We start from the raw sequence: 26666 nt of genomic DNA, 5'->3' as shown, positions 1-26666 counted from the left end.
CAACACGCTCAACTCCTGGGCGTGTTTTTTCATAGAGAAGGGGGAAATCAGATGGATTCTAATCCAGGAGGTGTGACGGCTATGCAGGTGCAGGATGTGAATACGATTGTGGATTTGAAGGTTCAACTGGCACGGATCGAGGAAGCCTTAAAGCCTTTGGCTGCTTTGGCTCCAGGCTTGGCTGAGGTCAGAGAGATTTCCAAAGAAGCCCTACAGGCGGCCCAACAAATGACTCTTCGGATTATTGAGCTTGAAGCTGAATTGAAGAAGACAACAGATGTGGCTCATGAAGCCAAGCGCAATGCGGCCGATGCGCTGACGCGTTTAAATAAACATGACGAGGATCAAAAGTGGCTAAAGCGTACCGTGTATGGTGCGGCATTAACTGGATTGACTGGACTTCTTATCGCGGCTGTATGGGCCGGGATTAAGTTAGGGGGAATGTAGTGTGGAATGGGACATTATTCAAGGGTTGATTGATGGTAGGCTGCTAATCGTATTGGCAGCCTGCTGGGTGATCGGGTACGTTCTCAAGAAAACGCCAAAGGTACAGGATTGGACCATAGTTTATATCGTTTCCGGTGTAGCAATTGTATTTTCTATCCTGATGCTTGGCCTGAGCGTGGAGAGCGTGGTACAGGGCGTTCTAGTGGGCGCTGTGGCGGTTTACGGGAATCAGTTGGTGAAGCAGACGAAAAAGGGAGCTGGTACAGATGCAAGCACGTAAACAGGGGAATGCTCAGGGGATTGATGTATCCCATCACAACGGCAATATCGATTTCAAAAAGGTGGCAGCGGATGGGATTTCCTTTGTGTTTATCAAGGCCACACAGGGAAAGTCCTTCCGGTCCTCAAAGTTTCTGCAGTTTGTCAGAGATGCCAAGGCGGCTGGCCTGCTGATCGGTGCATACCATTATGTAGATGACTCTGCCGGCAGTGTGGATGCCGCAAAGGCAGAAGCTCAGAATTTTTACAGGGCCATTCAGGATGCTGGTGGGATTGGTATGTTTGATTTGCCACCTGTTATGGACTATGAATCAAACAAAAAGGGCTTCAGCAAAGCAACGATTACGGCTGTAGCCAAGACGTTTCTGGAAGAGGTTCACAGGCTTACAGGGGTCAAGCCATTGGTATACACTTATCCGGCATTCATCGGCAATTTCAGCGGTCTGAACGGGTACCCATTGTGGATTGCACGTTACAGTAATCAAACGCCTGCTGATGCTTCCGGTTGGACGCGTTGGGATTTCTGGCAGTACAGCGATGGGGCGGCTGGTGGATATTTGCCACGGGGTAATCGTAAGGTTGACGGGATCAACGGTGCTGTGGATCTGAATGAGTTTGACGGGACAGTAGCCGAACTGAAAGCTAAGTATTCAAAGAAGAGTGAACCAGTTAAGGAGGACAAGCCAGTGACACAGGAGAAAGACATTAACGTGGCCAGCAAGTGGGCAGAATCGGCATGGGCAGAGGTGACAGCCAATGGTTATTTTGACGGGACACGTCCAGGTGCGCCGATCACGAGGGAAGAAACAGCAGCAGTCATTAATCGGCTCAGGAAAAATATCCTGGCCTTACTCACCACAACAAATGGTAATGTTACCGATTTGGACAAACGCCTGAAACAAATTGAGTTAAATGATTAACTTTTGGTGAAATGATCCGTAAGATATAATTAGATGCCAAACAATTATAAATTGTGGTAGTATATACCTAATTATGTCTTGCGAGGTGAAGTAATGAAGGTATTTTTACCCAGAGAGTTCACACGAGAAACAATGTATGGATTCGTGGAGAAGGTTTTAGACAATGATATGCGCCCGCGGGATGATGAATTTGATTTCGACTTCACGGAACTTAAATTCATCAGACCTGTGGGTGTAACTGTACTCAGTAATCTCATTGAGCGATTAAATAAACAAGGAAGGAAGGTTACCGTTACATATCGAAAGCCTAAAAGATTTCAAAGGAATTGCCCAATGGCATTTTTAGACGATTCAATGTTTTTCAAAAGATACTTGAAAAAAACACTAGACGACAAAGCTGAGTTACGACCAACAACTTTACCATTAGCCCAAGTCACATACGAAAGAAGTTACCAATATCTAGATAGGGTAATTTATTGGTTAGCGGGAAAACTTAGTCTAACTACCGAATCGTTAAGTGAGTTAAAAGCCGCGATGAGTGAAGTCTTCAATAATATTACTGACCATTCTTTAGAACATATGGGCTGCGTTTTTATTCAACAGTATCCGAAAAAACATATTGTTACAGTATCGATTTCGGATTTCGGAGTGGGGATTCCAACAGCAATACAACGTATATCACCGAGTGCTGACGATGCTGAAGCTTTGCGATTGGCTGTACAACATGGTTTTTCAAGCAAGTCGACACCCAAAAACAGAGGTGCTGGTTTGCATTTCTTGTTACGCAATGTGGTAAAAAATAACCAAGGGAAGGTTTACATCCATTCCAACCATGGTATACTTAGTGCTACAAACACTGATGGAGAGATCGATATTAGTGTAGAAAAAACTTCTGGTTTTTATCCTGGCACACTAATTGAAATTGAATTCAGAACAGACACTATTGATAACATTGTAGAGGAGGATTTTTCATGGGACGATTATTAAAAGTTACTGACCATGTCGATCAATGTTACTCCAATGCAGATGGCGACCAAATCCGCACTCAACTACTCCAGAATTTTGAAGTGAATGAAAAGGTTATTGTTTCGTTTCAAGGATTGGACAGCGTCTCATCTTCATTTATTAATTCAGCATTTATTGATTTGCTGGAAAATTACGATTTTAAATTCATAAAAAACCATTTAGGGTTTAAGGACACCACTAGACCGATTAACGAAGCGATTAGAGATCGGTTTTCTTACGAAGTGAATGACAGAAAGCAACACGTCAAAGCTTAAAAAAAAGCTCTACCTTATTCATAGGTAGGGCTTTTTTACGTGAAAAATTTGAACCCACCAGCTCATTCCGGTGGGTTTTTCTCTTTTTGCTTCAAGGGCTTTTTCGTAAGTGTTTTATAATACTCGAATGGCACACCCTTGTAATGCCATCTGTTCTCCTGCTTGTCCCTCTTCTGAATGATGACTTTGAGTTCCATATTGTTAACCTTCCGCTGAAATGCGGCTGCATACTCCTTGCATTGTTTGAGCCCTCTTTCCTCAGTCTCACTATAGAAGACGTGAAGGGAGAACCCATTCGCCATAACTTCCATTCTAAATAGATTCATTTGCATACCTTCTCTTAGGGTGATTACTTAAATCATACCAAAAACATCCGTTAAAGCTACTTCGTTAAAACAGATAAACGATAATATATAGATAATATTCGACAATATAATACGCATTAACAAGAACGTATGTTCCGTGTATAATGTGAAGTATATCTTCCGTGTAAAGTTAATTCATCGTTTGCAGAAGCTAATAGATGTAAAGTTTTACCTTCGGGACGTTCGACACAATGCGACACCGAATGTCATAGGAAAAAGGTATTATTTACATAACAACATTTCAGAGCAATTTGCTCTGAAACCTCCAGGGGAGGGCGGAGAAACAACCGCCGTTTACTCTTCGATATCAAGTTCTATATCCCATTCATAGAAGTCGTTCATGGCGCATTGAAACACGATAGATGCGGCGACTAGATCTTCAGGTAACATCACTCGCTCATCCTGGCAGAAGTGAGATATTACCCTCGGATGTCTGTTAACCTTGTCCGCGTATTGCGCTTGTGTCCAACCTCTTGCTTGGATGAAATCTCCGAGTAAACACCTCCCGCGGGAGACATTCACTTATTAACCTCCAGAGTAACTAAGATGCCTTGATTATAGCATTCTGTGACTCAAAGGGTAAACATGACAGTAAAGGATGTGCAAAATGCAGACTCATCAAATTGAGATTAAGCAAGCACTAGACAGAAATGCCGCGGAGGAGTTAGCGAAGATTGTAATTGAGGTTCATGAAATAGACTCACCCGTCACTGTAAAAGTGACTTCACCAAAAGCCGAGTACATATTCGCAATTTGAATTGCAAAAAAAAAGAGCTGAAGAGTCCATCGAATGGGATTCCTTAGCTCTTTTTTTCTACCCTCATTTTACCCACAAAATGAGTTGTAGATGCTTGTTTTTGCTTGTAGATATAAGTAGATATAAAATCCCGAAAACCTGCTTGCTGTATAGCATTATATAGATTAAACTAGAAGCTTGTAGGTTACATTAAATAGATGTTCTACATTTAACAATGACTGCGATGAGCATGACATGGTAACATACTTGAGCCCCCATTTGGGGGCTTTATCCATGCCATAACAGAAAAATAAGATAATTTAACATAAAACGGGGTGAAGATAAATGAAACGAATTTATTTGGATCACGCCGCATCGACACCTATGCATCCACAAGTCGCAGAAGCGATGATGAACGTCATGACAGGACAATTTGGCAATGCATCAAGTATCCATGCCTTTGGGCGTGAGGCCAAACGGACTGTCAGCGGAGCAAGGGATGTCATTGCGGCGTCTTTGGGCTGTCTCCCGGACGAATTGGTATTCACCGGAGGTGGCACGGAGAGCGACAATCTGGCAATCTTTGGAGCAGTCTCATCCAGGCAGGATAAGGGGAAACACGTCATTACAACCGCAATTGAGCACCATGCTGTCTTGCATACGTGTCAGGAATTGGAGCGGCAAGGTTATGAAGTAACCTATCTATCTGTGGATCGTCATGGACGAATAAATCTGGATGAGTTGCAAGAGGCCATTCGGCCGGATACGGTGCTGATTACCATGATGTATGCCAACAATGAAGTAGGCACGATTCAGCCGATCCGTGAGGTGGGTGAGCTTGCACGTCAGCATAATATCCTTTTCCATACCGATGCGGTTCAGGCTCTGGGCAGCCAGAATATTTCCTGTAAGGAACTGCCTGTGGATCTGATCAGCTTCTCTGCGCATAAAATCAACGGACCTCAGGGCGTGGGTGCACTCTATGTACGGCGAGGAATTGTGCTGGAAGCAAGAGCTCACGGTGGGTTGCAAGAGCGTCAGCGTCGGGCTGGTACGGAAAATATCGCAGGTATTACCGGATTTGCAGAGGCTCTCAAGATTGCATCAGCACAGACGGAGGTGCATCGTCAGCATGATTTGGAATTGCGTAAACTTTTGTTGGAACAGCTTGAAATTCATGTGGGTACGGAGCACTTTCACGTGAATGGACACCTGGAGCATACGCTGCCAAACATCCTGAATATCAGCTTTCCGGAAGTGTCCACAGAGACGATGTTAATGAATCTGGATATGGAAGGAATTGCTGTTGCAAGCGGTTCTGCCTGCACTTCCGGTTCACTTGAAGTCTCTCATGTGCTCAAAGCGATGAAATTGCCTGAAACATTTTTACACTCTGCGATTCGATTTAGCTGGGGATTGGGTAATACTACGGAAGAAATCATGATAACCGCCGAAAAAATTGGAACCATTCTTGGACGACTGCGTAATAGACCCTAAGGGGAACTTTACACATGGAACAGAAGGAGGGAAGAAGTTCCATTTCATCGGTTGGATAGAAGCGGTTTTGATGATCGGCGTCTGATTGCCACTCATCAACTTTGGGCATACCTAGCAATAGCGCCGCGCCTATTTAATGATAAGAAGATGAGGGGGACCCAGCGATGAAGCTTCAGGAAATGATCGGACTTGCCGTTTTTGATGTTGAGGACGGGAAGCAGGTCGGTAAAATCCAGGATTTCATTGTGAATGATGATTGGGAGATCGAAGGCATTGAGCTTGAGAACAAAGGTCTGTTTACCAATCATGTCAAAATCGTGCAGTGGCAAGATATCGTTGCCTACGGCGAAGATGCCGTCATGATCCGTAATCAACAGGCTGTCCGCAAGACGGGAGCCGACGACATAAAATACACGTACCTCCTCGGTCGGTCTAAATTGAAGGAGATGTCCGTGCTCACCGAAGAAGGTTTGCTGCTCGGGCGTGTCTCCGATGTTTATTTTGACCAAGAGTTGGGAAATACAATAATAGGGATTGAAATTACGGACGGTTTTGTGTCCGATCTGATCGAGGGCCGCAAATGGCTGCCATGTACAAGCGATATGTCCATCGGGGAAAGTGCCATTATGGTGCCTTCTCTGAGTGAACAACGCTTGGAAAATGCCATTCATTCTGTTAATGGATAGGTGAATGAATATGAAATGTCCAAACTGTAGTTCCAAAGATATCGGGAAAATTGGTTCCCACCAGTTTTATTGCTGGGGATGCTTTATTGAATTAACGGTGAACGGTGAGAAAATGTCTGTATATCAGGTGGAAGAAGACGGTACGCTGAGTTCCCTGGATGATCTGTTTTTCGGGGACGAGCTGCCACAAGACTTCCCTCATCTTCACGCTTCTTCTTAATAAGCAGAATAACTTCCTCTATATGCGGTTTCATGACAATGTCTGTCATGGGAGGCTGTCGCTAATTGTTGGCAGATGTATATAGATGCGGTTACATAGTGGTTCGGCTGGTGTATGGTTGATTATATGCTAACCCGTACTGCAAAATGCGCTTCCTTCTCTGATGAAGGAGGCGTTTTTTTGGGTTTAAGAAAAAATGTTCGGATTACTCCTTTCCACTTCTGCGCTGTGTTAATAAATATTACCTTTCCTACATATACTGACTCTCAGAGCCAGTCCAAAAGGAGAGATGCAAGTGGAGCAATTAACCAAAAACAAGCTGTTCCGTTACGCGATCTGGCTGCTGCTCGGATTGATCATTTTATATTTTATCTGGCTACTGCGGCCTTTACTGCTTCACATATATGCGTTCCTGAAAACAGTGCTGGCACCCTTTATCGTAGCCCTTATCATATCCTATGTACTTAATCCGATTGTCAGCATGCTGGGAGGGCGCAAGGTGCCGCGTACGATTGCGGTACTACTCATATATGCCTTTTTCCTGACCTGCCTCGGTGTCATTCTGATGAATGTCATTCCGGTATTGATTGAACAGCTAGGGGAACTCAACGAGCATATGCCGGAACTGTCCATGCGTGCCCAGAGCCTGATGAACAATATGGATCACAAATTAATGCCGCCAAGTGTGCGAACAGGCATGAACAGTTGGTTTTTTCAGATGGAGGATCGACTAACTCAGGGAATTGCTGTGCTCATGGACAATATCGGGGCGACCATTAATGTGTTATTCAATGTGTTTATCGTGCCATTTCTGATCTTTTATATGTTAAAAGACTTTGAGGTGTTTGAGCGCACCATTGTGGCGTATCTTCCGCGTTCACGTCGGAAAGCGATTGTCTCGGTGATGAAAGAGATCGATACTGCACTGGGGAACTACATTCGGGGACAGTTTATTGTCTGTGTCATTGTTGGTATCTTTGCCTACATTGGTTATATCGTCATTGATATGCCGTATGCCCTGCTGCTTGCAAGCATTGTAGCTGTGTTTAACATTGTGCCCTACTTGGGGCCTTTCCTTGGAGCTGCTCCTGCTGTGGTCATGGCATCAACCGTATCGTTTAAAATGGTACTACTTGTTGTCATTGTGAACACACTGTGCCAAGTGTTGGAGAGTAATGTTATTTCTCCTCAGGTGGTGGGACGTACGTTGCATCTGCATCCACTTTCGATTATATTTGCACTGCTCGTCGGAGGTGAACTGGCAGGCATTGTAGGTTTAATTTTGGCAGTACCCGTTTTTGCCGTGCTGAAGGTGATTGTGCAACACTTTTTCGCCTATTACATCAAACGAAGGACCGACTAATTATCAGGGGTAAAACATCAACGAGGTCGCGTTGACACCCGCTTGTGCTACCGATATAATGAGTGTGTATGTTGAGAACATGAAATCGATGATGAAATAAAGTACGCCGAGGGTTCCTTTCCTCAGAGAATAGACTTCATCGGATCAGGGTGAGCCTGAATTGATGGCTGGAAGAGTCTTGAAAGATGAAGCGGCGGAAAGCTAATTTCGGAGTGCAGGACAACCCTGCCGGGAGCGACCGTTATTTCGCATGAACGAGGAGATTGTTTGTTTGTCCGGGCAGCAAGGGATGAACAGCAATAACCAGGGTGGTACCGCGATAACATCGTCCCTGATTATTCAGGGGCGTTTTTTGTGTTTATTTTTACCAAAACAATGTTGACCAACCGGAGCGAATACGCAACGGACTATTATAATTTAATGGGGGCATCCAGTATGAAAGCCAGTGAAATCCGGTCCAAATGGATAGAGTTTTTTGCAAGTAAAGGTCACAAAATCGAGCCGAGCGCATCGCTCGTGCCTCACAACGATCCTTCTCTTTTGTGGATCAATGCAGGTATGGCACCGCTCAAACCATATTTTGACGGACGTGAGAAGCCGGAGAACCCGCGTCTTGCGAACTCCCAAAAATGTATCCGTACCAATGATATCGAGAATGTTGGTAAAACACGTCGTCACCATACGTTCTTCGAAATGCTTGGCAACTTCTCTATTGGAGATTACTTCAAGGAGGAGACCGTAACATGGGCTTGGGAATTCTTGACCAGCAAAGAGTGGATCGGTTTCGATCCGGAACGTCTTTCCGTAACGGTATATCCGGAAGATGAAGAAGCTTTCAAACTGTGGAACGAAAAAGTAGGACTACCTGCTGAGCGTATCATTAAATTGGATGAAAACTTCTGGGATATCGGCGAAGGCCCATGTGGACCTTGTACCGAGATCTTCTATGACCGCGGCGAAGCTTACGGAAACGACATGAGTGATCCTGAAATGTATCCAGGTGGGGAAAACGAACGTTACCTGGAAGTATGGAACCTGGTATTCTCCCAGTTCAACCATAACAAGGACGGCAGCTACACACCGCTTCCTAACAAAAACATTGATACAGGTGCAGGTTTGGAGCGTTTTGCTTCCATTCTGCAAAATGTGGATTCCAACTTCGACACAGACCTGTTCCAACCGATGATTCAAAGAACAGCTGCTCTTGCGGGTGTGAAATATAACGACAGCGTAGAGATTGATGTTGCATTGAAAGTCATTGCCGATCATATCCGTACGGTTGCTTTTGCAGTAGGTGATGGCGTTCTGCCAAGTAATGAAGGACGTGGATATGTCATCCGTCGTTTGCTTCGCCGTGCAGTTCGATATGGAAAAGTGCTTGGGCTTGACCGTCCATTCCTGTATGAACTGACAACAACCGTTGGTGAAGTGATGGGCATGTACTACCCTGAGGTATTAGACAAACAGGAGTTCATCGCCAAAGTAATCAAAACCGAGGAAGAACGTTTCCACGAAACACTAACAGATGGTCTGGCTATTCTGGCTGATATCAGCGGCACAGCCAAATCCGAAGGACGCACCGTTATTAGCGGTCCTGAAGCTTTCAAACTGTATGATACGTACGGTTTCCCGTTTGACCTGACAGAAGATTATGCCGCAGAGCATGGTCTGACTGTGGACCGTGAAGGTTTTGATGCTTCCATGCAGAAACAACGTGAGCTTGGACGTGCTGGGCGCCAAGAGAACGAGAGCATGAAAGTTCAGGGCGGACCACTTGCTGACCTGGAGGTTAAAAGCGAGTTTGTTGGTTATACTGACCTGTTGACGGAAGCAAAAGTGGTAGCCATCGTAGCTGGTGACGCCCTTGTTGAATCTGTAGGCGAAGGACAGACGTGTCAGGTTGTTCTGGACAAGACTCCGTTCTACGCGGAAAGTGGCGGTCAAGTGAGTGATCAGGGCTTGCTGCGAGGTGCTGGTGTAACAGCAAAAGTACAAGGTTTGTTCAAAGCTCCACTTGGACAACATGTACATCTGGTGACTGTGGAGTCTGGTGAACTGCGTGTAGGCGATGTGATTAATGCCGAAGTAGACTCAGCGAAACGTGGCGACATTATCAAAAACCATACGGCTACCCACTTGTTGCACAAGGCACTCAAAGATGTGCTCGGAACACACGTAAACCAGGCAGGATCGCTCGTAGAGCCACAACGTCTGCGGTTTGACTTCTCTCACTTCGGTAGTATTACGCCGGAAGAGTTGACAGAGATTGAACGTCAGGTGAATGAACAGATCTGGAATCGTCTGAACGTGAACATCGAGCTGAAAGCTATTGATGAAGCCAAAGAAATGGGTGCAATGGCCCTGTTTGGCGAAAAATATGGAGATATTGTACGTGTTGTTCAAGTCGGAGACTACAGTTTGGAACTTTGTGGCGGCTGTCACGTAAATAATACTTCAGAGATCGGAATCTTCAAACTGGTGAGCGAGAGCGGAATTGGCTCCGGCGTACGCCGGATCGAAGCTGTAACTGGCCGCGGCGCATATCTGTATGTGGAAAGCCAGTTGGAACTGCTTAAACAATCAGCAGCACTGCTCAAAGCAAATGTGGCTGATGTACCTAAACGGATTGAAGGTCTGAACCAACAACTGAAAGAAGCAGCCAGAGAGACTGAATCCCTGCAAAGCAAGCTGAGTGCCATGGAAGCGGGTCAATTGACCGATCAAGTGGTACAAGCAGGAAATACACAATTGCTGGCAGCACGCGTAGATGCTCCGAACATGGATGCGCTGCGTACAGTGGCAGATGAGTTGAAAGTAAAATTGCCTAACGCGGTACTCGTATTGGGTGCTCCAGCGGACGGCAAAGTGAATTTTGTTGTAGCAGTACCTGCTGAACAAGTAAAACAAGGATTACACGCAGGCAAAATCGTCAAAGAAGTCGCAGCAGTATGCGGCGGCGGTGGCGGTGGACGTCCAGATATGGCGCAAGCCGGAGGTAAGGATGCGACCAAGCTGGATGAAGCGCTGAAACTGGCGGTTTCGCTGGTTAGCGGGCATAATGCATAAATCCATTGAACGGCTTTCAATCGTCAAAAAATAAATCGAAATGGTTCTGTTCGTTTATTTTTTGTACCCGAGAGCGTGTGGAATCGAATGATGCAATATGCTGAAGCCAGTAAAGGACAAGCAAAAAACACAATTGCCTTATCCTTTGTTTACTTGTGGCAGTCAGAATATGTTATTATATAAACAGAAATCAATTCGGCAGGACATGGTCCCCATGTTCATGCAGGAGCGAGGTGTCATCAATGGACTCCATGGATAAGACGGTTAAATTTAATGTGAAAGGTGACGAACAGGAAGCATCATCCAAAGAGATTCTTCTCACGGTATATGATGCATTGGTCGATAAGGAGTATAATCCGATCAACCAGATTGTTGGGTATCTGATTTCTGGAGACCCGGCATACATTCCTCGTCACAACAACGCACGTAGTCTGGTCCGTAAAAAGGAGCGCGATGAGCTGATTGAAGAGCTTGTACGTTCCTATCTGGCCAATCACCGGTAATGTACGCCGCTTCCGCTGTGTTGCAGCCTTGCAGGCAGCGGGAAATGAACCGACAGAAGACAGCCTGAAGCTTGAGAAGGCGATTATTTGTAATCGACCTGAGCAGGCCCCAGGATGGGAGAGCATGGATGAAAATATTAGGTTTGGACTATGGGGACCGAAGAATCGGAGTTGCCGCGAGTGACGCCTTCGGTTGGACTGCCCAGGGATTGGAAGTGCTAGAACGCCGCCGTGATGAAGGTGAGTTCGCTCGGATTGCCGAACTTGTGCGTGAGCATGAGATTAGTGAGATCGTAGTCGGACTTCCCAAAAACATGAACGGCACCGTAGGACCGCGCGGTGAGATATGCATTGCGTTTGCCGATCGCCTGCGGGATGAACTGAATTTACCTGTTCACCTTTGGGATGAACGGCTGACAACCATGGCAGCAGAACGTACGCTGATCGAAGCGGATGTCAGTCGGAAAAAACGCAAGCAGGTTGTGGATAAAATGGCCGCAAGCTTGATTTTGCAAAATTATTTGGATGCCAATAGTAGAAGGTGAGGGGGATCAACAATGGCTGAAGATCAACTGGGTATGGAAGAAGAAGCGGAAATTATTTACATTGCGGATGACGAGGGTAATGAAGAGGAATTTGAAGTCATCATGAAGTTTGAAGTAGATGGTTCGGAGGCCAAGTACATGATGGTTGCTCCGGTTGAACCTGAAGATGGCGAAACGGATGTATATGCATTCCGTTATGAAGAAGAGGGCGACGATATTAAACTTTTCGTCATCCAAGATGATGCCGAATGGGATATCGTCGAGGAGACGTTTAATACATTTCTTGCTGAAGATGAAGAGGAAGCGAACTAAATGACGGAATATAGCCGCAAAGACCTGAAATGGACAGATTCACTGCGTCTGGCATTCGGTGCTCATGTTGAGCTCGAGGAAGAGAACGGTAAATCACAACCGTATGACTTGTTGGCTGAGTTCGAAGTGAACGGTCAGCAGTACGCGGTGCTCCGCAGTTCGTTGCGACCTTATGACGAGGTTGAACTTCTGCGGGTATCACCTGGAAGTGAAGACCAGATCATGCCAGAGTTAGTTACGATCGACGATGATGATGAGTGGGAGAACATCTCGGAACTGTATGATGAGTGTACACTCCCCATTGACGAAGATTAAATCAGCTTCAAATTGAAGAAACCGGGAGGGCGGAGAAGTCCGCTCTTTTTGGTTGTGTAAAGGAGTTGTTTCTTTTTTGAAAGGGAAAGCAATTGTAGTCATACTGCTTATCATTGTAGTTCTTGTCGGAGGCGCAGGCGGTTACGTGTGGAGTATGATGCGTCCTGTGGAAGCTTCTACAGAACCGGTCGTATTCGAGATTAAGAGCGGATCGGGAACTTCGAAAATCGCGGATCAGCTTCAAGAAGAAGGCCTTATCCGAAGCGGGTTAACCTTCAAAGGGTATTTAAAGTGGAAGAAACTAGGTTCTAATTTCATGGCGGGTACATATTCAATGAATCCTGGCGTGACATATGATGAGATTGTTAGCAAGCTGAGTAGTGGCGAAGTTGTACCGGAAGAAATGGTGAAATTTACGATTCCGGAGGGTTATAACGTTCTGCAAATGGCGGGTAAGCTTTCTTATGAGCATGTAGTAGATCGTGATGAATTCATCAAGCTGGCCAATGATCCTTCGGCCTTTGATGTAGATATCATCAAAGATATTCCAGTGGATGAAGAACTTCGCTACGTATTGGAAGGGTATCTATTCCCGGAGACGTATGAGCTGAAAAAGGGAAGTTCCACGCATGATGTGATGCAACGGATGCTGGAAGAATTCCAGACCAAGATTAATTCCATTCCTGATTTGGAAGCCAAGCTGCAGGAAAAGAACCTTTCCCTGCATGAACTGCTGACGATCGCGTCACTCGTGGAGAAAGAAGTTGTAGTGGACGAGGAACGTGCTCTGGTTGCAGGTGTAATCTACAATCGGATCAATCAGGATATGAAGCTGGAGATTGATGCTACCGTTCAATATTTGCTCGACAGACCGAAGGAACGATTATTTTTCAAGGATCTAAAGGTGAAAAGTCCCTATAATACGTATCTGAACAAAGGCTTGCCACCAGGTCCAATTGCCAGTCCAAGTCTTCCGTCCATTGAAGCAGCGCTAAATCCGGAAGCTTCGGAGTATCTGTTCTATGTGACAAAAAAGGATGGCTCGTCTGGACATCTATTTGCCAAAACGTATAAGGAACACCAGCAAAATATAGCCAAAAGTAAGGCTGCGCAATAAGCGGAGGGGATTATATGAGTAAGAAACATGAACTGCTCGTTACAGCAGCGAATGTGAAAGAGGCAGAAGTGCTTCTCCAGGCTGGAGCAGATGCTCTGGTCATTGGAGATGATCGATTCGGCATGCGTCTTCCAGGCAGCTTTAGCGTGGAAGAGACAGCAGAGGTGGTTGCCATTGCAGCCAAACATCAGGCGCGTGTGTATGTATCCATGACTAATCTGATGTCCAACGAACTGTTGAAAGAATTGCCTGAATATGTTCAAGCACTTGGCAGAATCGGTATTGATGGTGTGGAGTTTAATGATCCATCCGTGCTGGCTACCATGAAGGAATACGCGCCACATGTGAAGTTGCACTGGAATGCGGAGATGACTTCAACGAACTATGCGACGGCCAACTATTGGGGAACCAAGGGAGCTAGTCGTGTTGTGCTTGCCCGTGAGTTGAATATGGACGAGTTGACGGAAATGGTCCCTTTTCTGAAAGTGGAAGCTCAGGTTCAGGTGCATGGTATGACGAATATTTATCATTCCAAGCGCAGTCTGGTGCAAAGTTATATGGCTCATCAAGGGCGGCCGGTTGAGGGACATCTGGGGAAAGAGCGGGGATTGTTCCTGATCGAGGCTGAACGTCGGGATGAGAAATTCCCGATCTACGAGGATATTAACGGTACACACATTATGAGCTCAGAGGATATATGTATCCTCGAAGATCTTCATCTGTTGATGGAGGCGGGCGTGCACAGTTTCAAAATAGAAGGTATGTTAAAATCACTCACCTACAATGAAGCTGTTGTACGTGCATATCGGACAGCGATTGACAGTTATATAGCCGATGCTGATGCATATGCGTTCTCTGAAGAGTGGCTCGCTGAGGTGCGGAAGTTACAGGACCCTGAACGTGAATTGTCGTTTGGATTTTTCTATAAAGAACAAGTGTATTAATAGACGAGGTGAACAGAATGGAAACAGTGGCGGTACAGCGGAAGTTCTCGGGGAAACGTAACCGTCTGGACAAACCGGAGCTGCTAGCTCCGGCGGGTAATCTGGAAAAACTGAAATTTGCAATCCATTACGGTGCAGATGCCGTATATATCGGTGGACAAGCCTATGGACTGCGTTCCAACGCGGATAACTTCAGCTTTGAAGAGATGCGTGAAGGTGTGGAGTTTGCCAAAAAGTATGGAGCCAAAGTGTTCGTAGCGACGAACATCTATGCACATAATGAGGATGTTGAAGGTATCGAAACGTACCTGCAAAACCTCTATAATGCGGGAATCTCTGCGATCATCGTAGCTGATCCGGCTATTATTGAAGTAGCCCTTCGTGCTGTGCCAGGCCTTGAGGTACATCTAAGTACTCAACAATCCACACTCAACTGGCAAGCCGTGAAGTTCTGGAAAGATGAAGGACTCCCGCGAGTTGTTCTCGGACGTGAGACTAGCTTCGAAGAGATTGAAGAGATCAAGGCCAATGTGGATATCGAAATTGAAGCCTTTATTCACGGGGCAATGTGTTCGTCGTATTCCGGACGTTGTGTGCTCTCGAACCATTTTACGGATCGGGACTCCAACCGGGGCGGCTGTTGCCAGTCTTGTCGCTGGAAGTATGATCTGTTCGAGGATGCGAGAGAAGATACGGTGTGGGTCAGCGAAGAGGACATGCAGATGAAGGCACCTGCACCATTCAAACTGGGTGAGAACCAGCTTCCCCTATTCGAGGAACAGGATAATTCATTCTCCATGGGATCTAAGGATCTGTGCATGATTGGACATATTCCCGAGTTGATTGATGTGGGTGTGGACAGTTTCAAGATCGAAGGACGTATGAAATCGATCCACTACGTGGCAACTGTGGTTAACGTATACCGTCAAGCCATTGACGCCTATATGGCAGACCCGGAAAATTATGTTCTGAAACCTGAATGGGTTGAAGAAATGAACAAAGCGGCGAATCGCCCGCTGAATACCGGATTTTTCTATGATACACCAGATCATGAAGATCATATCTATGAACCGGAAGAAAAGGCCGTACCTTTTGACTTTGCTGGATTGGTCATGGGGTATGATGCTGAAACAGGAATGGCAACCATTCAACAGCGCAATCACTTCAAACCAGGACAGGAAATCGAATTTTTCGGTCCGGGTGGTCACTTTTTCAAACAGGTCGTCGGTGAAATACAGGATGAAGAAGGCAATGTTCTAGATGCTGCTCGTCACCCGTTGCAACTGATTAAAATGAAGGTAGATCAACCGGTTTCGTACTTCGATATGATGAGAAAAAAGAAGTAGGCTCAAATACCTATAATGTGTCAATATTGTATTATGATTTAACAACATAGTGTTATGAAATTTACATGGGGACCTCCGTTTATCGGCAGATGGGGGTCTTTTTTTTATAGAAAAATAGGAATAAAGTTGTAAAATATTTCTGGGAAGTGAAAGGGGAACGAAGAAAGCTGTCGAATACTACATATTTATAGGGGAGAGAAAGAAAAATCTAACAAGTAAATTACTGGCAGGTGAATGGGATTGGTTCAAAAGAAGCAGGAAGACAGTGGGGAGCAAGTGACAAAAGCCGAGCAGGTTAATCCTGAGAAGGTTCAGAAAGTGAAGAAAGAAAAAGTAGTCAAAAGCAAAACAACAGGCAGTGGCAAAAAAATGTTTAAGATTAACCGCAGTAAGCTCAACCTGGGCTGGATCAAGACTGATTGGGTAAAGAAACAATTTAAAAACCGGGATTGGAAAAACATTGGAGGTTCCTCTTTCCAACAGATTAAGAAGGCAAATCCGGTTAAATCCGTAGGGGTTAAACTGTTCTTGATCTTTTTTGCGGGAATTATGATTTTTGTAGTAAGTTTAGGTCTATTATCCTATTCGAAGGCCAAAGGTACGATAGAGAAAAATGCCTCGCGTGCCAATCAGGAGACCATTGATCAGACCAAACAAAAAATGGACATCATTTTGGAGAGGTTTGTCGATACATCCACACAGATTTTCTTTGATCCGGAAATGCAGTCCTTGCTACAAAAAATGTCAGATACGAATTTGACTGCGTATGATACATTCGTGAACTCAAGTTCCATCAACAAGCAACTGTCCAATGTTGCATTTACAAATAAATCTATGGAAGCGATTTATTTGGTACCTACGGACGATACAAAGTCCATTATGGGTACCGGCAGCAACAGTTCATCCATGGGCAGCATTCGCCAGGAAGCATGGTACAGTGAGTTAATTGAAGCGGGCGGTTATCGCTGGCTTCCAACAGAGGTCAAAGAAGGTGGCTCAACGCCAACGTTTAAAATTGCACGTTCCATGAAAAACTTGCAGGGGACGACTCAGTCGTATGTTCTGGTTATTGAACTGAAACTGGAAGTTTTGGAGGAACAATTGAAATCGCTTGATCTTGGGCCAGGAGCTATTCTTCAATTAATTGCTCCGGATAATAAAGTGGTTGCATCCTCCATCTCGGATCGTACAGGACAAGAAACAGAGCTTGCATTTGTCAAAGAGTTGACCGAACCAGCAGGTAGTACGAATACGGAGTATTCGGTAGATGGCAAATCTACGGAAATGCTGGCTGTATACAGTACGATGGATACATCCAATTGGAAACTGGTTGGTATGATACCTACCTCTGTTTTGGTTCAGGACGCAAAAGGCATTCTGACTCTGACCCTGTGGATGGCGCTGATTGATGCGGGGATTGCAGTATTGATCGGGATCTGGATGGTGCGTATGATCGCTCGTCCACTTGGCAAATTGAAAGACCTGATGCAGGAAGGTGCAAAAGGTAATCTTAAAGTTCGTACACCATATAGCTCCCAGGATGAAATTGGTCAGCTCTCGACCGCCTTCAATCTGATGATGGAGCAGATCACTAAGCTGGTTGAACAAACCAATCGTTCTGCGCAGGAAGTATTGGATACGGCCTCTGAGCTGAGCAGTGCATCCAAGAAAACGGCTGTGTCTGCTTCGGAGATTGCCGTAGCTACAGAAGAGATCGCGGGCGGTGCAGGCAGTTTGGCAACTGAAGCGGAACGTGGCAATGAATTAACTGACAATATCTCTCGTCAGATGCAGAGTGTAATCGCTGCTAATGAACAGATGGGTGATTCTGCTCGTCATGTAGAGAAGTCCAGTCAGACAGGAACACAACATCTGAATCAGTTGATGACCAAAACCCAGAAGACAGAAGAAATGATTGGTGCACTGGTGAATAAGGTTGATTCGCTGAAAGAGAGTACGTCTTCTGTTCTGAAAGTGCTTGAAGTGCTGCAAAACATAACGAAACAGACAAATATCCTTTCCCTGAATGCAACCATTGAAGCAGCACGTGCCGGTGCAGCCGGACGCGGATTCATGGTGGTGGCTGATGAGGTTCGTCAGCTCGCGGCTCAATCCAGACAATCCATTGAGATGGTTGGAGAGATTACAGACAAAATCATGACTGAAATGAATGAGACCGTTGATGCTTTGTCGGCAGCTTATCCGTTATTCAAGGAACAGATGGATGCGGTTAAAGATACCAACGTCATCTTTGCTTCCGTACAGGAACAGATGGGTGCATTTGTGGAACGTCTGGGCATGGTGACAGGTTCTATTGGAGATTTGAACAAATCTCAAGGTACGTTGTCTGAAGCCATGAGCAATGTCAGCGCTGTAGCTGAAGAATCTTCTGCAACGTCCCAAGAAGTAGCTTCCTTGAGCAGTGAACAGCAAAATATCAGTAACCAGCTGGTCAATCTGTCTGGCAAACTGGAGAATGTGTCCACTGAACTGAAAGAAACCTTGTCACGCTTTACGGTGTAACAAGCCAAGGTTGAAATGAGGAGAACCTGTCCCGCACATGGGACAGGTTTTCTTTTTGTTTACCGGATAATTCCAAGTCATATCAGCAATAATATGTCAAAACGACAAAAGGTGAGATTGGGATGCATCTCCTTGCGAAACGGCGAATCTATATAACTTGTATTCTTCTAACTCTTGTCTTTGGATTGCTTATATTACGATTGGGATGGGTTCAGATCGTTCAGGTGAATCAGACGATGCCTGGATTTCACCGAACGGTACGTGAAATGTCTGTATTGCAGCGTGAACGCGGGGTGATGCTTGACCCGGGGCGGGGGCAATTTACAGATTACAAGGGTGAGGCATTGACCGGTAAGCTGCAATGGGGACTGGTTCTTTTTCCACAGGCAAGTCCATTACAGACATTACGCAAGGATGGGGCATTAGAAGGCTCCGAGATGGTACAGTTGGCAGCTATATTACATACCGATCCGGATCAATTGAAGAAGGAATGGAATCAGGAAAGTATACCTCATTTCTGGACAGCAGGTACACATCAGCCTGTTCTTTTGAACGCTGCTCAGGTGGAGCGTCTACGCAGTTTGCACCTGCAAGGAGCTGGCATCTATCCGATGATGACAAGGTACCTTCAGGGGCATACAGGAATGCAGTGGATGGGTTATCTGGCTGAACAGCCTGAGTCCTCCAAAGTTCTAACAGGGCATCAGGATGAAATAAAACAGCCATTTGCCATGAAATCAGGGGCAGCTGGACTGGAAAGGACACTTGAACCGCTGTTAAGGGGAATTGGCCCTACGCTTGTATCACGCATGGTCTCGGGTGGTGGGGAGATTATCCCTGATATTCAACCGCACGTCATTGCACCAGCCAATAGCCATTATCCTTTACGTGTGGAAACCACTGTGGATGCTGAGTTACAGCGTGGGTTGGAGGAGTTGACGCAAGAATCTGGATTACAAGAAGGGGCCATTGTTGTGTTAGATGCCGCTAACGCAGATGTTCGCGCCATGATCTCCCGCCCTTTCTATCAGCCACAACATGTGGACCCTAAAGAATCGGCCTGGGGGAATCGTGCATTACAGGGAGCCGTACCGGGTTCCATTTTCAAAATTGTCACTGCGGCTGCCGCATTGGAGTATCATGCGGTTTCTAACGGAGAAGAATTCCATTGCGGTGGTGAGTACGGAAGATATGGGTTGTCTTGCTGGAAGGAGCATGGGCATGGAGACCTGAATCTGGAGCAAGCATTCGCTAAGTCTTGTAACATCGTATTTGCGGAAACGGCACGCAGGCTTAGTATGGAACAACTGGAGAACATGGCTGATCGTCTGGGACTCGCGCGTCCGATTGGCTGGGAGGGGAAGCAGATGGCAGGAATGCCTGTGTTACGACATTTTGATCATGAGGATCACGGGCGTGTGAGAACAGAGGCTGTTTCTTCCGCTGATGAAGGTGCGAAAATACAGACAGCAATTGGTCAGCGAGATGTCTTGGTCACACCGCTGCAAGCTGCCAATCTGATCGTTACACTGTTACATGATGGAAAGGTTAGTTCCCCACGTCTCGTTAAGCGCATCCGATATGCGGATGGTGGCACCATGCTGGAAATGCCCTTGCATGATTCACCTTCAGCATCAGGACAGATTGCTCCCGCAACAGCGCATAAACTGATATCCTGGATGAATAAGGTAGTCCGTGAGGGAACAGGAAAATCCCTGCAGCGTGCACGGTGGCATGTTGCAGGGAAGTCAGGTACAGCTCAGGTACAGAAACATGTAGAGAAGCGTAACAATCAATGGTTCATTGGTTATGGACCGATAGAACAACCCAAGTACGCCGTAGCTGTTCTTGTCCAAAATGTCTCACCAGACAGCCATCATCAGGCGACAGCTCTCTTCAGGAAGGTGATGGACTATTTGGCGGAGTCCTCATGATCCTTCGCAGGAATGGGACGTTGTACAGTAGATTCGGCAGAATTCGATGAGGCCTTATTAACGGGTGGGTCCATGACTAATGGAGAGGACTCAAATTCATCTTTTGGCAGGTGAATCCACTTTTGCAGGTATCCTTGTTGTAACAGTTCTTTCAGAAGGATCAGAAGCACTGGAGATAACACTACGCCAGCCAGGCCAAAGATCGAAAGAGAGATCAGCATAAACGAAAGCATCAAGTACGCCGAGGATACACCAATCGAGTTACCCGATATTTTCGGTTCCAGCAACTGCCGTGTCAGCATCGTTACTGCCAGAATCACAATCAGGCCAATCGCCAGGCTACTATTGCCAATAATGAACAAGTAGACGATCCATGGAATAAACACAACAGGAACGCCAAGCAAGGGTACCAGATCAAAAACCGCACAGACTGCTGCAATGGTAAAGGCGTTAGAGGTTCCCAAAATCAACAAACCTGCATAAATCAATACAAACGTAATGAGCATCATGATCATCTGTGCCTTCAGATACGAGCGGATTGTTTTGAACACGTGATTACGCATGAATTCAATAGCTAACTTTAATGTTTTGGGCGTTTTCGCACGGGCGAACTTGCGCCAGGATTCAATCTCGATACTGAGGAAAAATGCCAGAATAATCGCAATTCCGAAGTTCGTAATAAACGAAGAGAATGAACTGAGGAAACCTACTACGAATTGCGCTCCGCTAGTTACCCATTTGGACAGGAACCCGGTCAGTGTTGCAAAATAATCATTCGCTTTTTCCATAACTCCATCAGGGAGAGCGTCTGACTTGTCCTGAATGAATAAAACAAGATTGGTGAATTCACGTTGTATCATTTCAATGTATACGGGAAAATTATCTTGAAGATTGGAAATTTGTGAAATGATAATCAAGCCTACCCCAAAAAAGGCAGCGACAATTAATGCAAGAAACAACAAGACGGAGATGGCGGCTCCAAGCGTCTTGGGCAATCCTTTGCGATGTAAAAATTTGGCCAGCGGTTCAATCATCCAATACACAATGAATGATAGAAAGACCGGTGCAGCCACATGGTATAATTGACTGAAACCGTACATGATCACATACACGGTTAATACGAGCAATGCGATGTCAAAGACAGTTCGCCCGTATTTTTTGTAAAGCGGTAGCATGGACATGGCTCCTTTGATGGCAATAATTAGATTGTATTTATTGTACACGATAGCTATCTTTTTGGGAAAACAGGATTCAAGAAAAGTCTGAACTATGATAAAATTAAAGGCGGTTTATTTTAGATAGTGCCATAGTGCACCGTAATTCAGCAGGAGAAGTGGGGAGCTTGCAACATGACAACGATACTTCAGAGTATTCTACTGTGGTTATTGTATCTTTCATCTTTTTACGCCTTTATTCCAAGTTTGATCAGCAGGCTTTTTGGTTTTCGTGTATTTCGACGGGGAAGAAGTGATACACAATTTGCGTTAACGTTTGACGATGGACCAGATCCACATTATACGCCAAGACTGCTCGATCTGCTTCGTCAGCATCAAGCAAAAGCCACATTTTTTGTCGTTGGAGAACATGCAGCGAGTCATCCTGAACTCATACAGCGCATACATGAGGAAGGTCATCTTATTGGCATTCATAATTATATTCACAAGACGAACTGGCTCATGCGGCCACGTACCGTTCGAGATCAGATTCAGCGAACAGGTCAGATTATTCATGAAGTAACCGGCGTGAAGACTTGTTATTATCGTCCACCGTGGGGGATTATGAATTTGTTTGATTTTTTCAGCAAAAAAGAACGAAAGATTGTACTGTGGTCTTCCATGTTTGAAGATTGGAGAAGCCGAGTAGGTGCCCAGAGATTGACTGAACGGATGCTGAAGGAACTGAGAGGCGGAGAGGTCATGCTGCTGCATGATCGAGGAACGACCCTTGGTGCTGATGCATACGCGCCGGAGCAGATGCTTCAGGCGCTGGAAGTCGTATTACAGGAAGCTGAACGGCTAGGCCTGCAAAGCGTACGCGTTGATACGTTGATGGGAGGTATCATAGTGAGCGAATCTCAGAACAAAACGCAATTACAGACACCATTGAAGCTATGGAAACGAATCGTTGTTGCCTTATGGTTGGGCTGGGAGAAGTTGTTCCACTGTGGGTATACCATCTACGGACGGCTTCGCCAGAGGACCCCATGCTGCACTTCAGATCACGTGTATATCACGGAGCACGGGTGGAGATGAATGATGGCCATGTCATTCAAAATGGAGATCCGGTGATAGAACTACATTTTGACAATCAGAAGTTGTTTGAACTTGGAGTGACGTCACGTTCCAGTATGCATTTGGCTATTCGCATGATTCGGACCATGGAACAGCAATTGCCGGATTTGGCACGCATGGTGGCACTCGAACCTGAGTTACGCTCTGCCAAGGCCATATACGGTGTGAGTATGATTAACAGAGGCCCAGAAAAATTCGGATTTACCATACAAGAATTGCCTCCTGGACCGTTCAGTGCTGCATCCAAAGTATACTTGAAGCTGCTGTTAAGTGTAATCCACCCGGCAGGAACCAAACGTTTGAAACAGCGTACTGAACAACTGGTACCCAAGATGATTGCCATGCCGCTGGATCTATTATTGGAACGTTACGGTCAACATACGATGCAGGTAGCAGCAACGGTAGAAGAATCCAGAGATGAATCGTTGTTAATTGAACAAGATATACTGCCAGAGCGGAACTAAACGGACTGATCACACCAACCAGCAAAAGAAAAGGGTTGCCCTTCGCCAGATTTGGCAGAAGAGCAACCCTTTATTTATTAGTGAATTAGATACTCAGTACGCCACCGTTGCTTGCATTGGTAACCAGTTTGGAATAACGAGCCAGGTAACCGGTTTTTACTTTCGGTTCAAAGCCTTTCCAACCTGCGCGACGACGTTCAAACTCTTCGTCACTGATGTGCAATTCGATGATACGGTTGTTCAGATCCAGCTCGATGATGTCTCCTTCTTCAACAAAGGCGATAGGACCACCCTCAGCTGCTTCCGGAGAGATATGTCCGATACTGATTCCGCGGGATGCGCCAGAGAAGCGTCCATCGGTGATCAGACCAACTTTGGCACCCAATCCCATACCTACGATCTGGGAAGTAGGAGCCAGCATCTCAGGCATACCTGGTCCGCCTTTTGGTCCTTCATAACGGATAACAACAACATGTCCTTCTTTTACTTTGCCGTTAGCAATACCTTCGAGCGCTTGCTCCTGGGAGTCAAAGCAGATGGCAGGACCTTTGTGGTATCCGCCAACCGAAGCATCAACTGCACCAACTTTGATGATAGCGCCTTGTGGTGCAAGGTTACCAAACAATACAGCCAGGCCGCCTTTTTCGGAATGCGGGTTATCCAGGTGGTGAATGACATTTGTATCCTGAATTTCTTTTCCTTCAACGTTCTCACGGATTGTTTTACCTGTTACTGTAATGCAGTCACCATGAATTGCGCCTGGTTTCTTGAGCAACTCGTTTAGCACTGCACTTACGCCGCCTGCATTGTGAACGTCTTCGATGTGAAGATCGGAAGCAGGTGCAAGTTTCGCCAGATGTGGAACGCGGTTCGCTACTTCATTAATACGTTCGATTGGATACTCGATACCTGCTTCATGAGCCAGTGCCAGCGTGTGCAGTACTGTATTCGTAGATCCACCCATCGCCATATCCAGTGCAAACGCATTATCGATCGCTTCTACAGTTACGATATCACGTGGTTTCAAGTCCATTTTGATGAGTTCCATCAATTGGGTAGCGGATTGTTTAACAAACTCACGACGCTCAGGAGCAACGGCAAGGATGGTTCCGTTACCTGGCATAGCCAGTCCCATCGCTTCAGCCAGACAGTTCATGGAGTTTGCCGTAAACATACCGGAACATGATCCACATGTTGGACAGCCGAACTGTTCAAGTTCAAGCAAGCTCTTATCATCGATTTTACCTGCTTGGTAAGCACCTACACCTTCAAATACGGATGTCAGGGAAAGAGCTTTACCATTGCTGTCACGACCAGCTTTCATTGGTCCACCACTTACGAACAGGGTAGGGATGTTTACACGAAGTGCACCCATCATCATGCCTGGTGTGATTTTGTCACAGTTCGGGATACATACCATGCCGTCGAACCAGTGTGCAGATACAACGGTTTCCACGGAATCCGCGATAATGTCACGGCTTGGCAGCGAGTAACGCATACCAATGTGTCCCATGGCAATACCATCATCTACTCCGATGGTGTTGAATTCGAATGGAACGCCACCGGCTTCACGAATAGCATCCTTTACAATTTTACCGAATTCCTGAAGGTGGACGTGGCCGGGCACTATATCGATGTATGAGTTACATACGGCAATAAACGGCTTGCCGAAATCCTCTTCTTTAACGCCCGCTGCGCGGAGCAAACTCCGGTGTGGTGCACGGTCAAAACCTTTTTTGATCATATCGGAACGCATCTTCTTGGCTGACATGGTGTATTCCCCCCAAATATATAATATTGAGCAACATGAATGGAAAAGTAAATGGCAGTGCATCTGTCGTTTAATTTCATCCGTACTCTAAAAAAAAGGACCGGCATGCCGGTGTCGAGCTCCCCGTAGTTTGTGAAATTCTTTGCTGCTTTAAACCCGTGAACACCCGGTTTTTCTATTGAGTCTATCACAACCGTCGTCATATTTCTACAATCAATAGAAAGAAGCCTCAAACCATTTTCATGGAATTAGACTTCTTGATTTACGGGAAAGCTATGATCATGTTTCGATGTGGCGAGCGGAATTCATTAGTTGCTTCCGCCTTTGCGTCCAATCTCACGATAGAATTCCTTATTATGAGTTTCGGAGGTTGCTTCTCCGCCCTTGCGACCAATCTGCTTGTAAAAGTCAGTATCATGGGCATCTGAAGTCGCTTCGCCACCCTTTTTTCCAATCATCTGGTAGAAGCTTCGATCATGGTTCTTGGAAGTCGCTTTGCCACCTAATCTGCCAGCTTCCTCACGGCTCATCTTGTGTTCTGACGTCGGTTGACGTGCCATTACAAATCACTCCTTACAACGATAAGTTGTTTTTTGTAGCGCGTATCCCTAATTTACCACCTTATTTCCAGCCTGAAACAATTCACTAGGATAGAATCGATGGTGAAGAGATCCGTCAGAGCATTAGGCCGACCGTTTAAACACTTCATGTCGATTGAAAGAAAATCGGGATATATTCGGTTCAATTACGGGTTTGAACGTGTGACGTACAGCCGGCAGAGCCAGTGTGACTGCAAAGAGTACGGCAATGACCAGTATGACTGGAATATACGCCGAGCTTCCCATATAACTGTAGACTCCGGACCAGATCGCGAGACGAACGAGAAACCCATGCAGCAGGAACACATAGAGTGTGCGTCGTCCAAGGTCCGTCAGTCTGGAAGTCAAGGAAGGTACCCAAGCCAAGAACAGTGCTGCCGATGCGATTTCCAGCAAGTAGACACCCACCCGGAAGATACCGGCATACCATTCGTGGTGACCCAGTTCGGCGTACGTCATGCTGCCGAGTAACCATCCGGATGAAATGTTCAAACCACCATACCCGATCCATACCAACAGTGCAGCAGAGAGGATGGCTGCGGTTTTTCGCCCCCAACCGGATAATAAACGTGAACGGATGGTTGCTCCATAGTCATAACCGATGACAAAAAACGGCAGAAATACAAACGTACGGCTGAAGCTGAGCCAGAACCCGTCGATGGGCAAATACCCGGCAATTACACCGAGCGCAATTGATCCAATCAGCCGATATATCGGTTTCCAGGAAATCGTCAGACGAAGCAACAGTCGCCAACAGAAATGACTCGCGAGAAACCATAACAGCAAGTAAGGTGCAAAGAAGGATAGCCGCATATGGGGTGTGTGGAATACGGTAAAGTCCATCAATGCGTATAAGGACTGAAACAGTACATACTGTAGTGCAATCTGCTTCAGAACGTTTCGTCCAGATGCACCTTGGAGTGAGTGTGTCGCAAAATACCCGGTTACCCATACAAAGAGTGGCATGTGAAACGTATATATCCACAGGAACAGAGCTTCCGCTCCTGCAAAACGTGTAATGAGTGGTTCAAGTGCATTACCAGCTAGGACACAGACGATAAGCATAAAGCGCAGATTGTAAAAGAAAGATTCCTGATCATCCCGGATCAGTGTCTGATTTTTCATGGTGTAGCCCCCTTATAG

26 protein-coding genes and 1 pseudogene are annotated in these 26666 nt (G+C 45.9%); 22 read left to right on the top strand and 5 right to left on the bottom strand.

Annotation, left to right across the window (positions count from 1 at the left end):
* Positions 1-51 precede the first annotated feature (51 nt).
* The 5 genes from MHH25_RS23350 to MHH25_RS23330 all read left to right on the top strand — a co-directional run bounded on the left by MHH25_RS23350 (position 52) and on the right by MHH25_RS23330 (position 2926).
* Positions 52-447 (top strand): hypothetical protein, encoded by a 396-nt coding sequence (locus MHH25_RS23350; RefSeq protein ID WP_340018269.1) that lies wholly within the window; start codon positions 52-54, stop codon positions 445-447.
* A gap of 1 nt (position 448) precedes the next feature.
* Positions 449-727: a phage holin family protein gene (locus MHH25_RS23345; protein WP_315937637.1), complete on the top strand. Its 279-nt coding sequence runs from the start codon at positions 449-451 to the stop codon at positions 725-727.
* Complete coding sequence (locus tag MHH25_RS23340) at positions 714-1646, top strand: glycoside hydrolase family 25 protein (protein WP_340018268.1); 933 nt, start codon at positions 714-716, stop codon at positions 1644-1646. Before MHH25_RS23345 ends, MHH25_RS23340 begins: the two co-directional genes overlap by 14 nt.
* A 93-nt stretch (positions 1647-1739) precedes the next feature.
* Positions 1740-2633, top strand: coding sequence for an ATP-binding protein (locus tag MHH25_RS23335; protein WP_340018267.1), 894 nt, complete (start codon positions 1740-1742; stop codon positions 2631-2633).
* Positions 2618-2926, top strand: coding sequence for an STAS-like domain-containing protein (locus MHH25_RS23330; protein ID WP_340018266.1), 309 nt, complete (start codon positions 2618-2620; stop codon positions 2924-2926). The genes MHH25_RS23335 and MHH25_RS23330 overlap by 16 nt, the downstream gene beginning before the upstream one ends.
* A 62-nt stretch (positions 2927-2988) precedes the next feature.
* Here MHH25_RS23330 and MHH25_RS23325 read toward each other — a convergent pair whose 3' ends face one another.
* A complete protein-coding gene (locus MHH25_RS23325) occupies positions 2989-3252 on the bottom strand; it encodes a hypothetical protein (RefSeq protein WP_340018265.1) in 264 nt (87 codons plus the stop codon).
* 646 nt (positions 3253-3898) lie between these two features.
* On the opposite strand from MHH25_RS23325, the gene MHH25_RS23320 reads away from it, so the two are divergent.
* The 15 genes from MHH25_RS23320 to MHH25_RS23250 all read left to right on the top strand — a co-directional run bounded on the left by MHH25_RS23320 (position 3899) and on the right by MHH25_RS23250 (position 20398).
* Positions 3899-4048, top strand: coding sequence for a hypothetical protein (locus MHH25_RS23320; protein WP_340018264.1), 150 nt, complete (start codon positions 3899-3901; stop codon positions 4046-4048).
* Between the two features lie 324 nt (positions 4049-4372).
* Positions 4373-5524: a cysteine desulfurase family protein gene (locus MHH25_RS23315; RefSeq protein WP_340018263.1), complete on the top strand. Its 1152-nt coding sequence runs from the start codon at positions 4373-4375 to the stop codon at positions 5522-5524.
* A gap of 164 nt (positions 5525-5688) precedes the next feature.
* Complete coding sequence (locus MHH25_RS23310) at positions 5689-6210, top strand: PRC-barrel domain-containing protein (protein ID WP_017686814.1); 522 nt, start codon at positions 5689-5691, stop codon at positions 6208-6210.
* 10 nt (positions 6211-6220) lie between these two features.
* Positions 6221-6430 carry a hypothetical protein gene (locus MHH25_RS23305; protein ID WP_017686815.1) on the top strand — a complete coding sequence of 70 codons (210 nt, stop codon included), beginning with the start codon at positions 6221-6223 and terminating at the stop codon, positions 6428-6430.
* 295 nt (positions 6431-6725) lie between these two features.
* On the top strand, positions 6726-7793 hold the full coding sequence (locus MHH25_RS23300; RefSeq protein ID WP_036616947.1) for an AI-2E family transporter: 1068 nt from the start codon (positions 6726-6728) through the stop codon (positions 7791-7793).
* A 435-nt stretch (positions 7794-8228) separates the two neighbouring features.
* Positions 8229-10859 carry an alanine--tRNA ligase gene (alaS, locus tag MHH25_RS23295; RefSeq protein WP_340018262.1) on the top strand — a complete coding sequence of 877 codons (2631 nt, stop codon included), beginning with the start codon at positions 8229-8231 and terminating at the stop codon, positions 10857-10859.
* Positions 10860-11101: 242 nt separating this feature from the next.
* Positions 11102-11362 carry an IreB family regulatory phosphoprotein gene (locus tag MHH25_RS23290; RefSeq protein ID WP_036616950.1) on the top strand — a complete coding sequence of 87 codons (261 nt, stop codon included), beginning with the start codon at positions 11102-11104 and terminating at the stop codon, positions 11360-11362.
* Between the two features lie 128 nt (positions 11363-11490).
* The gene (gene ruvX, locus MHH25_RS23285) at positions 11491-11907 is read left to right on the top strand and encodes a Holliday junction resolvase RuvX (RefSeq protein ID WP_036616953.1); all 417 of its coding nucleotides are present in this window, start codon (positions 11491-11493) and stop codon (positions 11905-11907) included.
* 12 nt (positions 11908-11919) lie between these two features.
* A complete protein-coding gene (locus MHH25_RS23280) occupies positions 11920-12219 on the top strand; it encodes a DUF1292 domain-containing protein (protein ID WP_017686820.1) in 300 nt (99 codons plus the stop codon).
* A complete protein-coding gene (locus tag MHH25_RS23275; RefSeq protein WP_047844066.1) occupies positions 12220-12534 on the top strand; it encodes a DUF1292 domain-containing protein in 315 nt (104 codons plus the stop codon).
* A 76-nt stretch (positions 12535-12610) separates the two neighbouring features.
* Positions 12611-13651: an endolytic transglycosylase MltG gene (mltG, locus tag MHH25_RS23270; RefSeq protein ID WP_243391439.1), complete on the top strand. Its 1041-nt coding sequence runs from the start codon at positions 12611-12613 to the stop codon at positions 13649-13651.
* Between the two features lie 14 nt (positions 13652-13665).
* Positions 13666-14595: a peptidase U32 family protein gene (locus tag MHH25_RS23265; RefSeq protein ID WP_222215759.1), complete on the top strand. Its 930-nt coding sequence runs from the start codon at positions 13666-13668 to the stop codon at positions 14593-14595.
* A 17-nt stretch (positions 14596-14612) separates the two neighbouring features.
* Positions 14613-15941 carry a U32 family peptidase gene (locus tag MHH25_RS23260; protein WP_100529071.1) on the top strand — a complete coding sequence of 443 codons (1329 nt, stop codon included), beginning with the start codon at positions 14613-14615 and terminating at the stop codon, positions 15939-15941.
* A 240-nt stretch (positions 15942-16181) separates the two neighbouring features.
* Positions 16182-18464 (top strand): methyl-accepting chemotaxis protein, encoded by a 2283-nt coding sequence (locus tag MHH25_RS23255; RefSeq protein ID WP_340018261.1) that lies wholly within the window; start codon positions 16182-16184, stop codon positions 18462-18464.
* Positions 18465-18586: 122 nt separating this feature from the next.
* Complete coding sequence (locus MHH25_RS23250) at positions 18587-20398, top strand: penicillin-binding protein 2 (protein ID WP_340018260.1); 1812 nt, start codon at positions 18587-18589, stop codon at positions 20396-20398.
* On the opposite strand, the gene MHH25_RS23245 is transcribed toward MHH25_RS23250, so the two are convergent.
* Positions 20377-21573, bottom strand: a complete 1197-nt coding sequence (locus MHH25_RS23245; RefSeq protein ID WP_340018259.1) for an AI-2E family transporter — start codon at positions 21571-21573, stop codon at positions 20377-20379. The two genes, MHH25_RS23250 and MHH25_RS23245, sit on opposite strands and share 22 nt — an antisense overlap.
* 174 nt (positions 21574-21747) lie before the next feature.
* Here MHH25_RS23245 and MHH25_RS23240 point away from each other — a divergent pair, with 174 nt between their 5' ends.
* Both MHH25_RS23240 and MHH25_RS23235 read left to right on the top strand, forming a co-directional pair.
* On the top strand, positions 21748-22650 hold the full coding sequence (locus MHH25_RS23240) for a polysaccharide deacetylase family protein (protein WP_340018258.1): 903 nt from the start codon (positions 21748-21750) through the stop codon (positions 22648-22650).
* Positions 22647-23153, top strand: a complete 507-nt coding sequence (locus tag MHH25_RS23235; RefSeq protein WP_340018257.1) for a hypothetical protein — start codon at positions 22647-22649, stop codon at positions 23151-23153. Before MHH25_RS23240 ends, MHH25_RS23235 begins: the two co-directional genes overlap by 4 nt.
* Before the next feature lie 85 nt (positions 23154-23238).
* On the opposite strand, the gene ilvD is transcribed toward MHH25_RS23235, so the two are convergent.
* The 3 genes and pseudogenes from ilvD to MHH25_RS23220 all read right to left on the bottom strand — a co-directional run bounded on the left by ilvD (position 23239) and on the right by MHH25_RS23220 (position 26648).
* Positions 23239-24924: a dihydroxy-acid dehydratase gene (ilvD, locus tag MHH25_RS23230; protein WP_036616973.1), complete on the bottom strand. Its 1686-nt coding sequence runs from the start codon at positions 24922-24924 to the stop codon at positions 23239-23241.
* A 317-nt stretch (positions 24925-25241) separates the two neighbouring features.
* Positions 25242-25484 (bottom strand): annotated as a pseudogene (locus MHH25_RS23225) (general stress protein); the annotation flags it as partial.
* A gap of 123 nt (positions 25485-25607) precedes the next feature.
* The gene (locus MHH25_RS23220) at positions 25608-26648 is read right to left on the bottom strand and encodes a fucose 4-O-acetylase (protein WP_340018256.1); all 1041 of its coding nucleotides are present in this window, start codon (positions 26646-26648) and stop codon (positions 25608-25610) included.
* Between the last annotated feature and the right edge of the window lie 18 nt (positions 26649-26666).

This window comes from Paenibacillus sp. FSL H3-0457, assembly GCF_037981725.1.
GTDB classification, from domain to species: Bacteria; Bacillota; Bacilli; order Paenibacillales; family Paenibacillaceae; genus Paenibacillus; species Paenibacillus amylolyticus.
This window is presented reverse-complemented; position numbering and strand designations above follow the sequence as displayed.

What these genes read in the sequence shown, in the direction of transcription:
- MHH25_RS23275 (WP_047844066.1), top strand. Translation starts at nt 12,220, where the DNA reads ATGACGGAATATAGCCGCAAAGACCTGAAATGGACAGATTCACTGCGT.
- MHH25_RS23260 (WP_100529071.1), top strand. Translation starts at nt 14,613, where the DNA reads ATGGAAACAGTGGCGGTACAGCGGAAGTTCTCGGGGAAACGTAACCGT.
- MHH25_RS23280 (WP_017686820.1), top strand. Translation starts at nt 11,920, where the DNA reads ATGGCTGAAGATCAACTGGGTATGGAAGAAGAAGCGGAAATTATTTAC.
- MHH25_RS23320 (WP_340018264.1), top strand. Translation starts at nt 3,899, where the DNA reads ATGCAGACTCATCAAATTGAGATTAAGCAAGCACTAGACAGAAATGCC.
- MHH25_RS23240 (WP_340018258.1), top strand. Translation starts at nt 21,748, where the DNA reads ATGACAACGATACTTCAGAGTATTCTACTGTGGTTATTGTATCTTTCA.
- alaS (WP_340018262.1), top strand. Translation starts at nt 8,229, where the DNA reads ATGAAAGCCAGTGAAATCCGGTCCAAATGGATAGAGTTTTTTGCAAGT.
- MHH25_RS23305 (WP_017686815.1), top strand. Translation starts at nt 6,221, where the DNA reads ATGAAATGTCCAAACTGTAGTTCCAAAGATATCGGGAAAATTGGTTCC.
- MHH25_RS23220 (WP_340018256.1), bottom strand. Translation starts at nt 26,648, where the DNA reads ATGAAAAATCAGACACTGATCCGGGATGATCAGGAATCTTTCTTTTAC.
- MHH25_RS23245 (WP_340018259.1), bottom strand. Translation starts at nt 21,573, where the DNA reads ATGCTACCGCTTTACAAAAAATACGGGCGAACTGTCTTTGACATCGCA.
- ruvX (WP_036616953.1), top strand. Translation starts at nt 11,491, where the DNA reads ATGAAAATATTAGGTTTGGACTATGGGGACCGAAGAATCGGAGTTGCC.
- MHH25_RS23340 (WP_340018268.1), top strand. Translation starts at nt 714, where the DNA reads ATGCAAGCACGTAAACAGGGGAATGCTCAGGGGATTGATGTATCCCAT.
- MHH25_RS23235 (WP_340018257.1), top strand. Translation starts at nt 22,647, where the DNA reads ATGAATGATGGCCATGTCATTCAAAATGGAGATCCGGTGATAGAACTA.
- MHH25_RS23325 (WP_340018265.1), bottom strand. Translation starts at nt 3,252, where the DNA reads ATGAATCTATTTAGAATGGAAGTTATGGCGAATGGGTTCTCCCTTCAC.
- MHH25_RS23290 (WP_036616950.1), top strand. Translation starts at nt 11,102, where the DNA reads ATGGACTCCATGGATAAGACGGTTAAATTTAATGTGAAAGGTGACGAA.
- MHH25_RS23310 (WP_017686814.1), top strand. Translation starts at nt 5,689, where the DNA reads ATGAAGCTTCAGGAAATGATCGGACTTGCCGTTTTTGATGTTGAGGAC.
- MHH25_RS23335 (WP_340018267.1), top strand. Translation starts at nt 1,740, where the DNA reads ATGAAGGTATTTTTACCCAGAGAGTTCACACGAGAAACAATGTATGGA.
- MHH25_RS23250 (WP_340018260.1), top strand. Translation starts at nt 18,587, where the DNA reads ATGCATCTCCTTGCGAAACGGCGAATCTATATAACTTGTATTCTTCTA.
- MHH25_RS23265 (WP_222215759.1), top strand. Translation starts at nt 13,666, where the DNA reads ATGAGTAAGAAACATGAACTGCTCGTTACAGCAGCGAATGTGAAAGAG.
- MHH25_RS23350 (WP_340018269.1), top strand. Translation starts at nt 52, where the DNA reads ATGGATTCTAATCCAGGAGGTGTGACGGCTATGCAGGTGCAGGATGTG.
- MHH25_RS23315 (WP_340018263.1), top strand. Translation starts at nt 4,373, where the DNA reads ATGAAACGAATTTATTTGGATCACGCCGCATCGACACCTATGCATCCA.
- MHH25_RS23330 (WP_340018266.1), top strand. Translation starts at nt 2,618, where the DNA reads ATGGGACGATTATTAAAAGTTACTGACCATGTCGATCAATGTTACTCC.
- ilvD (WP_036616973.1), bottom strand. Translation starts at nt 24,924, where the DNA reads ATGTCAGCCAAGAAGATGCGTTCCGATATGATCAAAAAAGGTTTTGAC.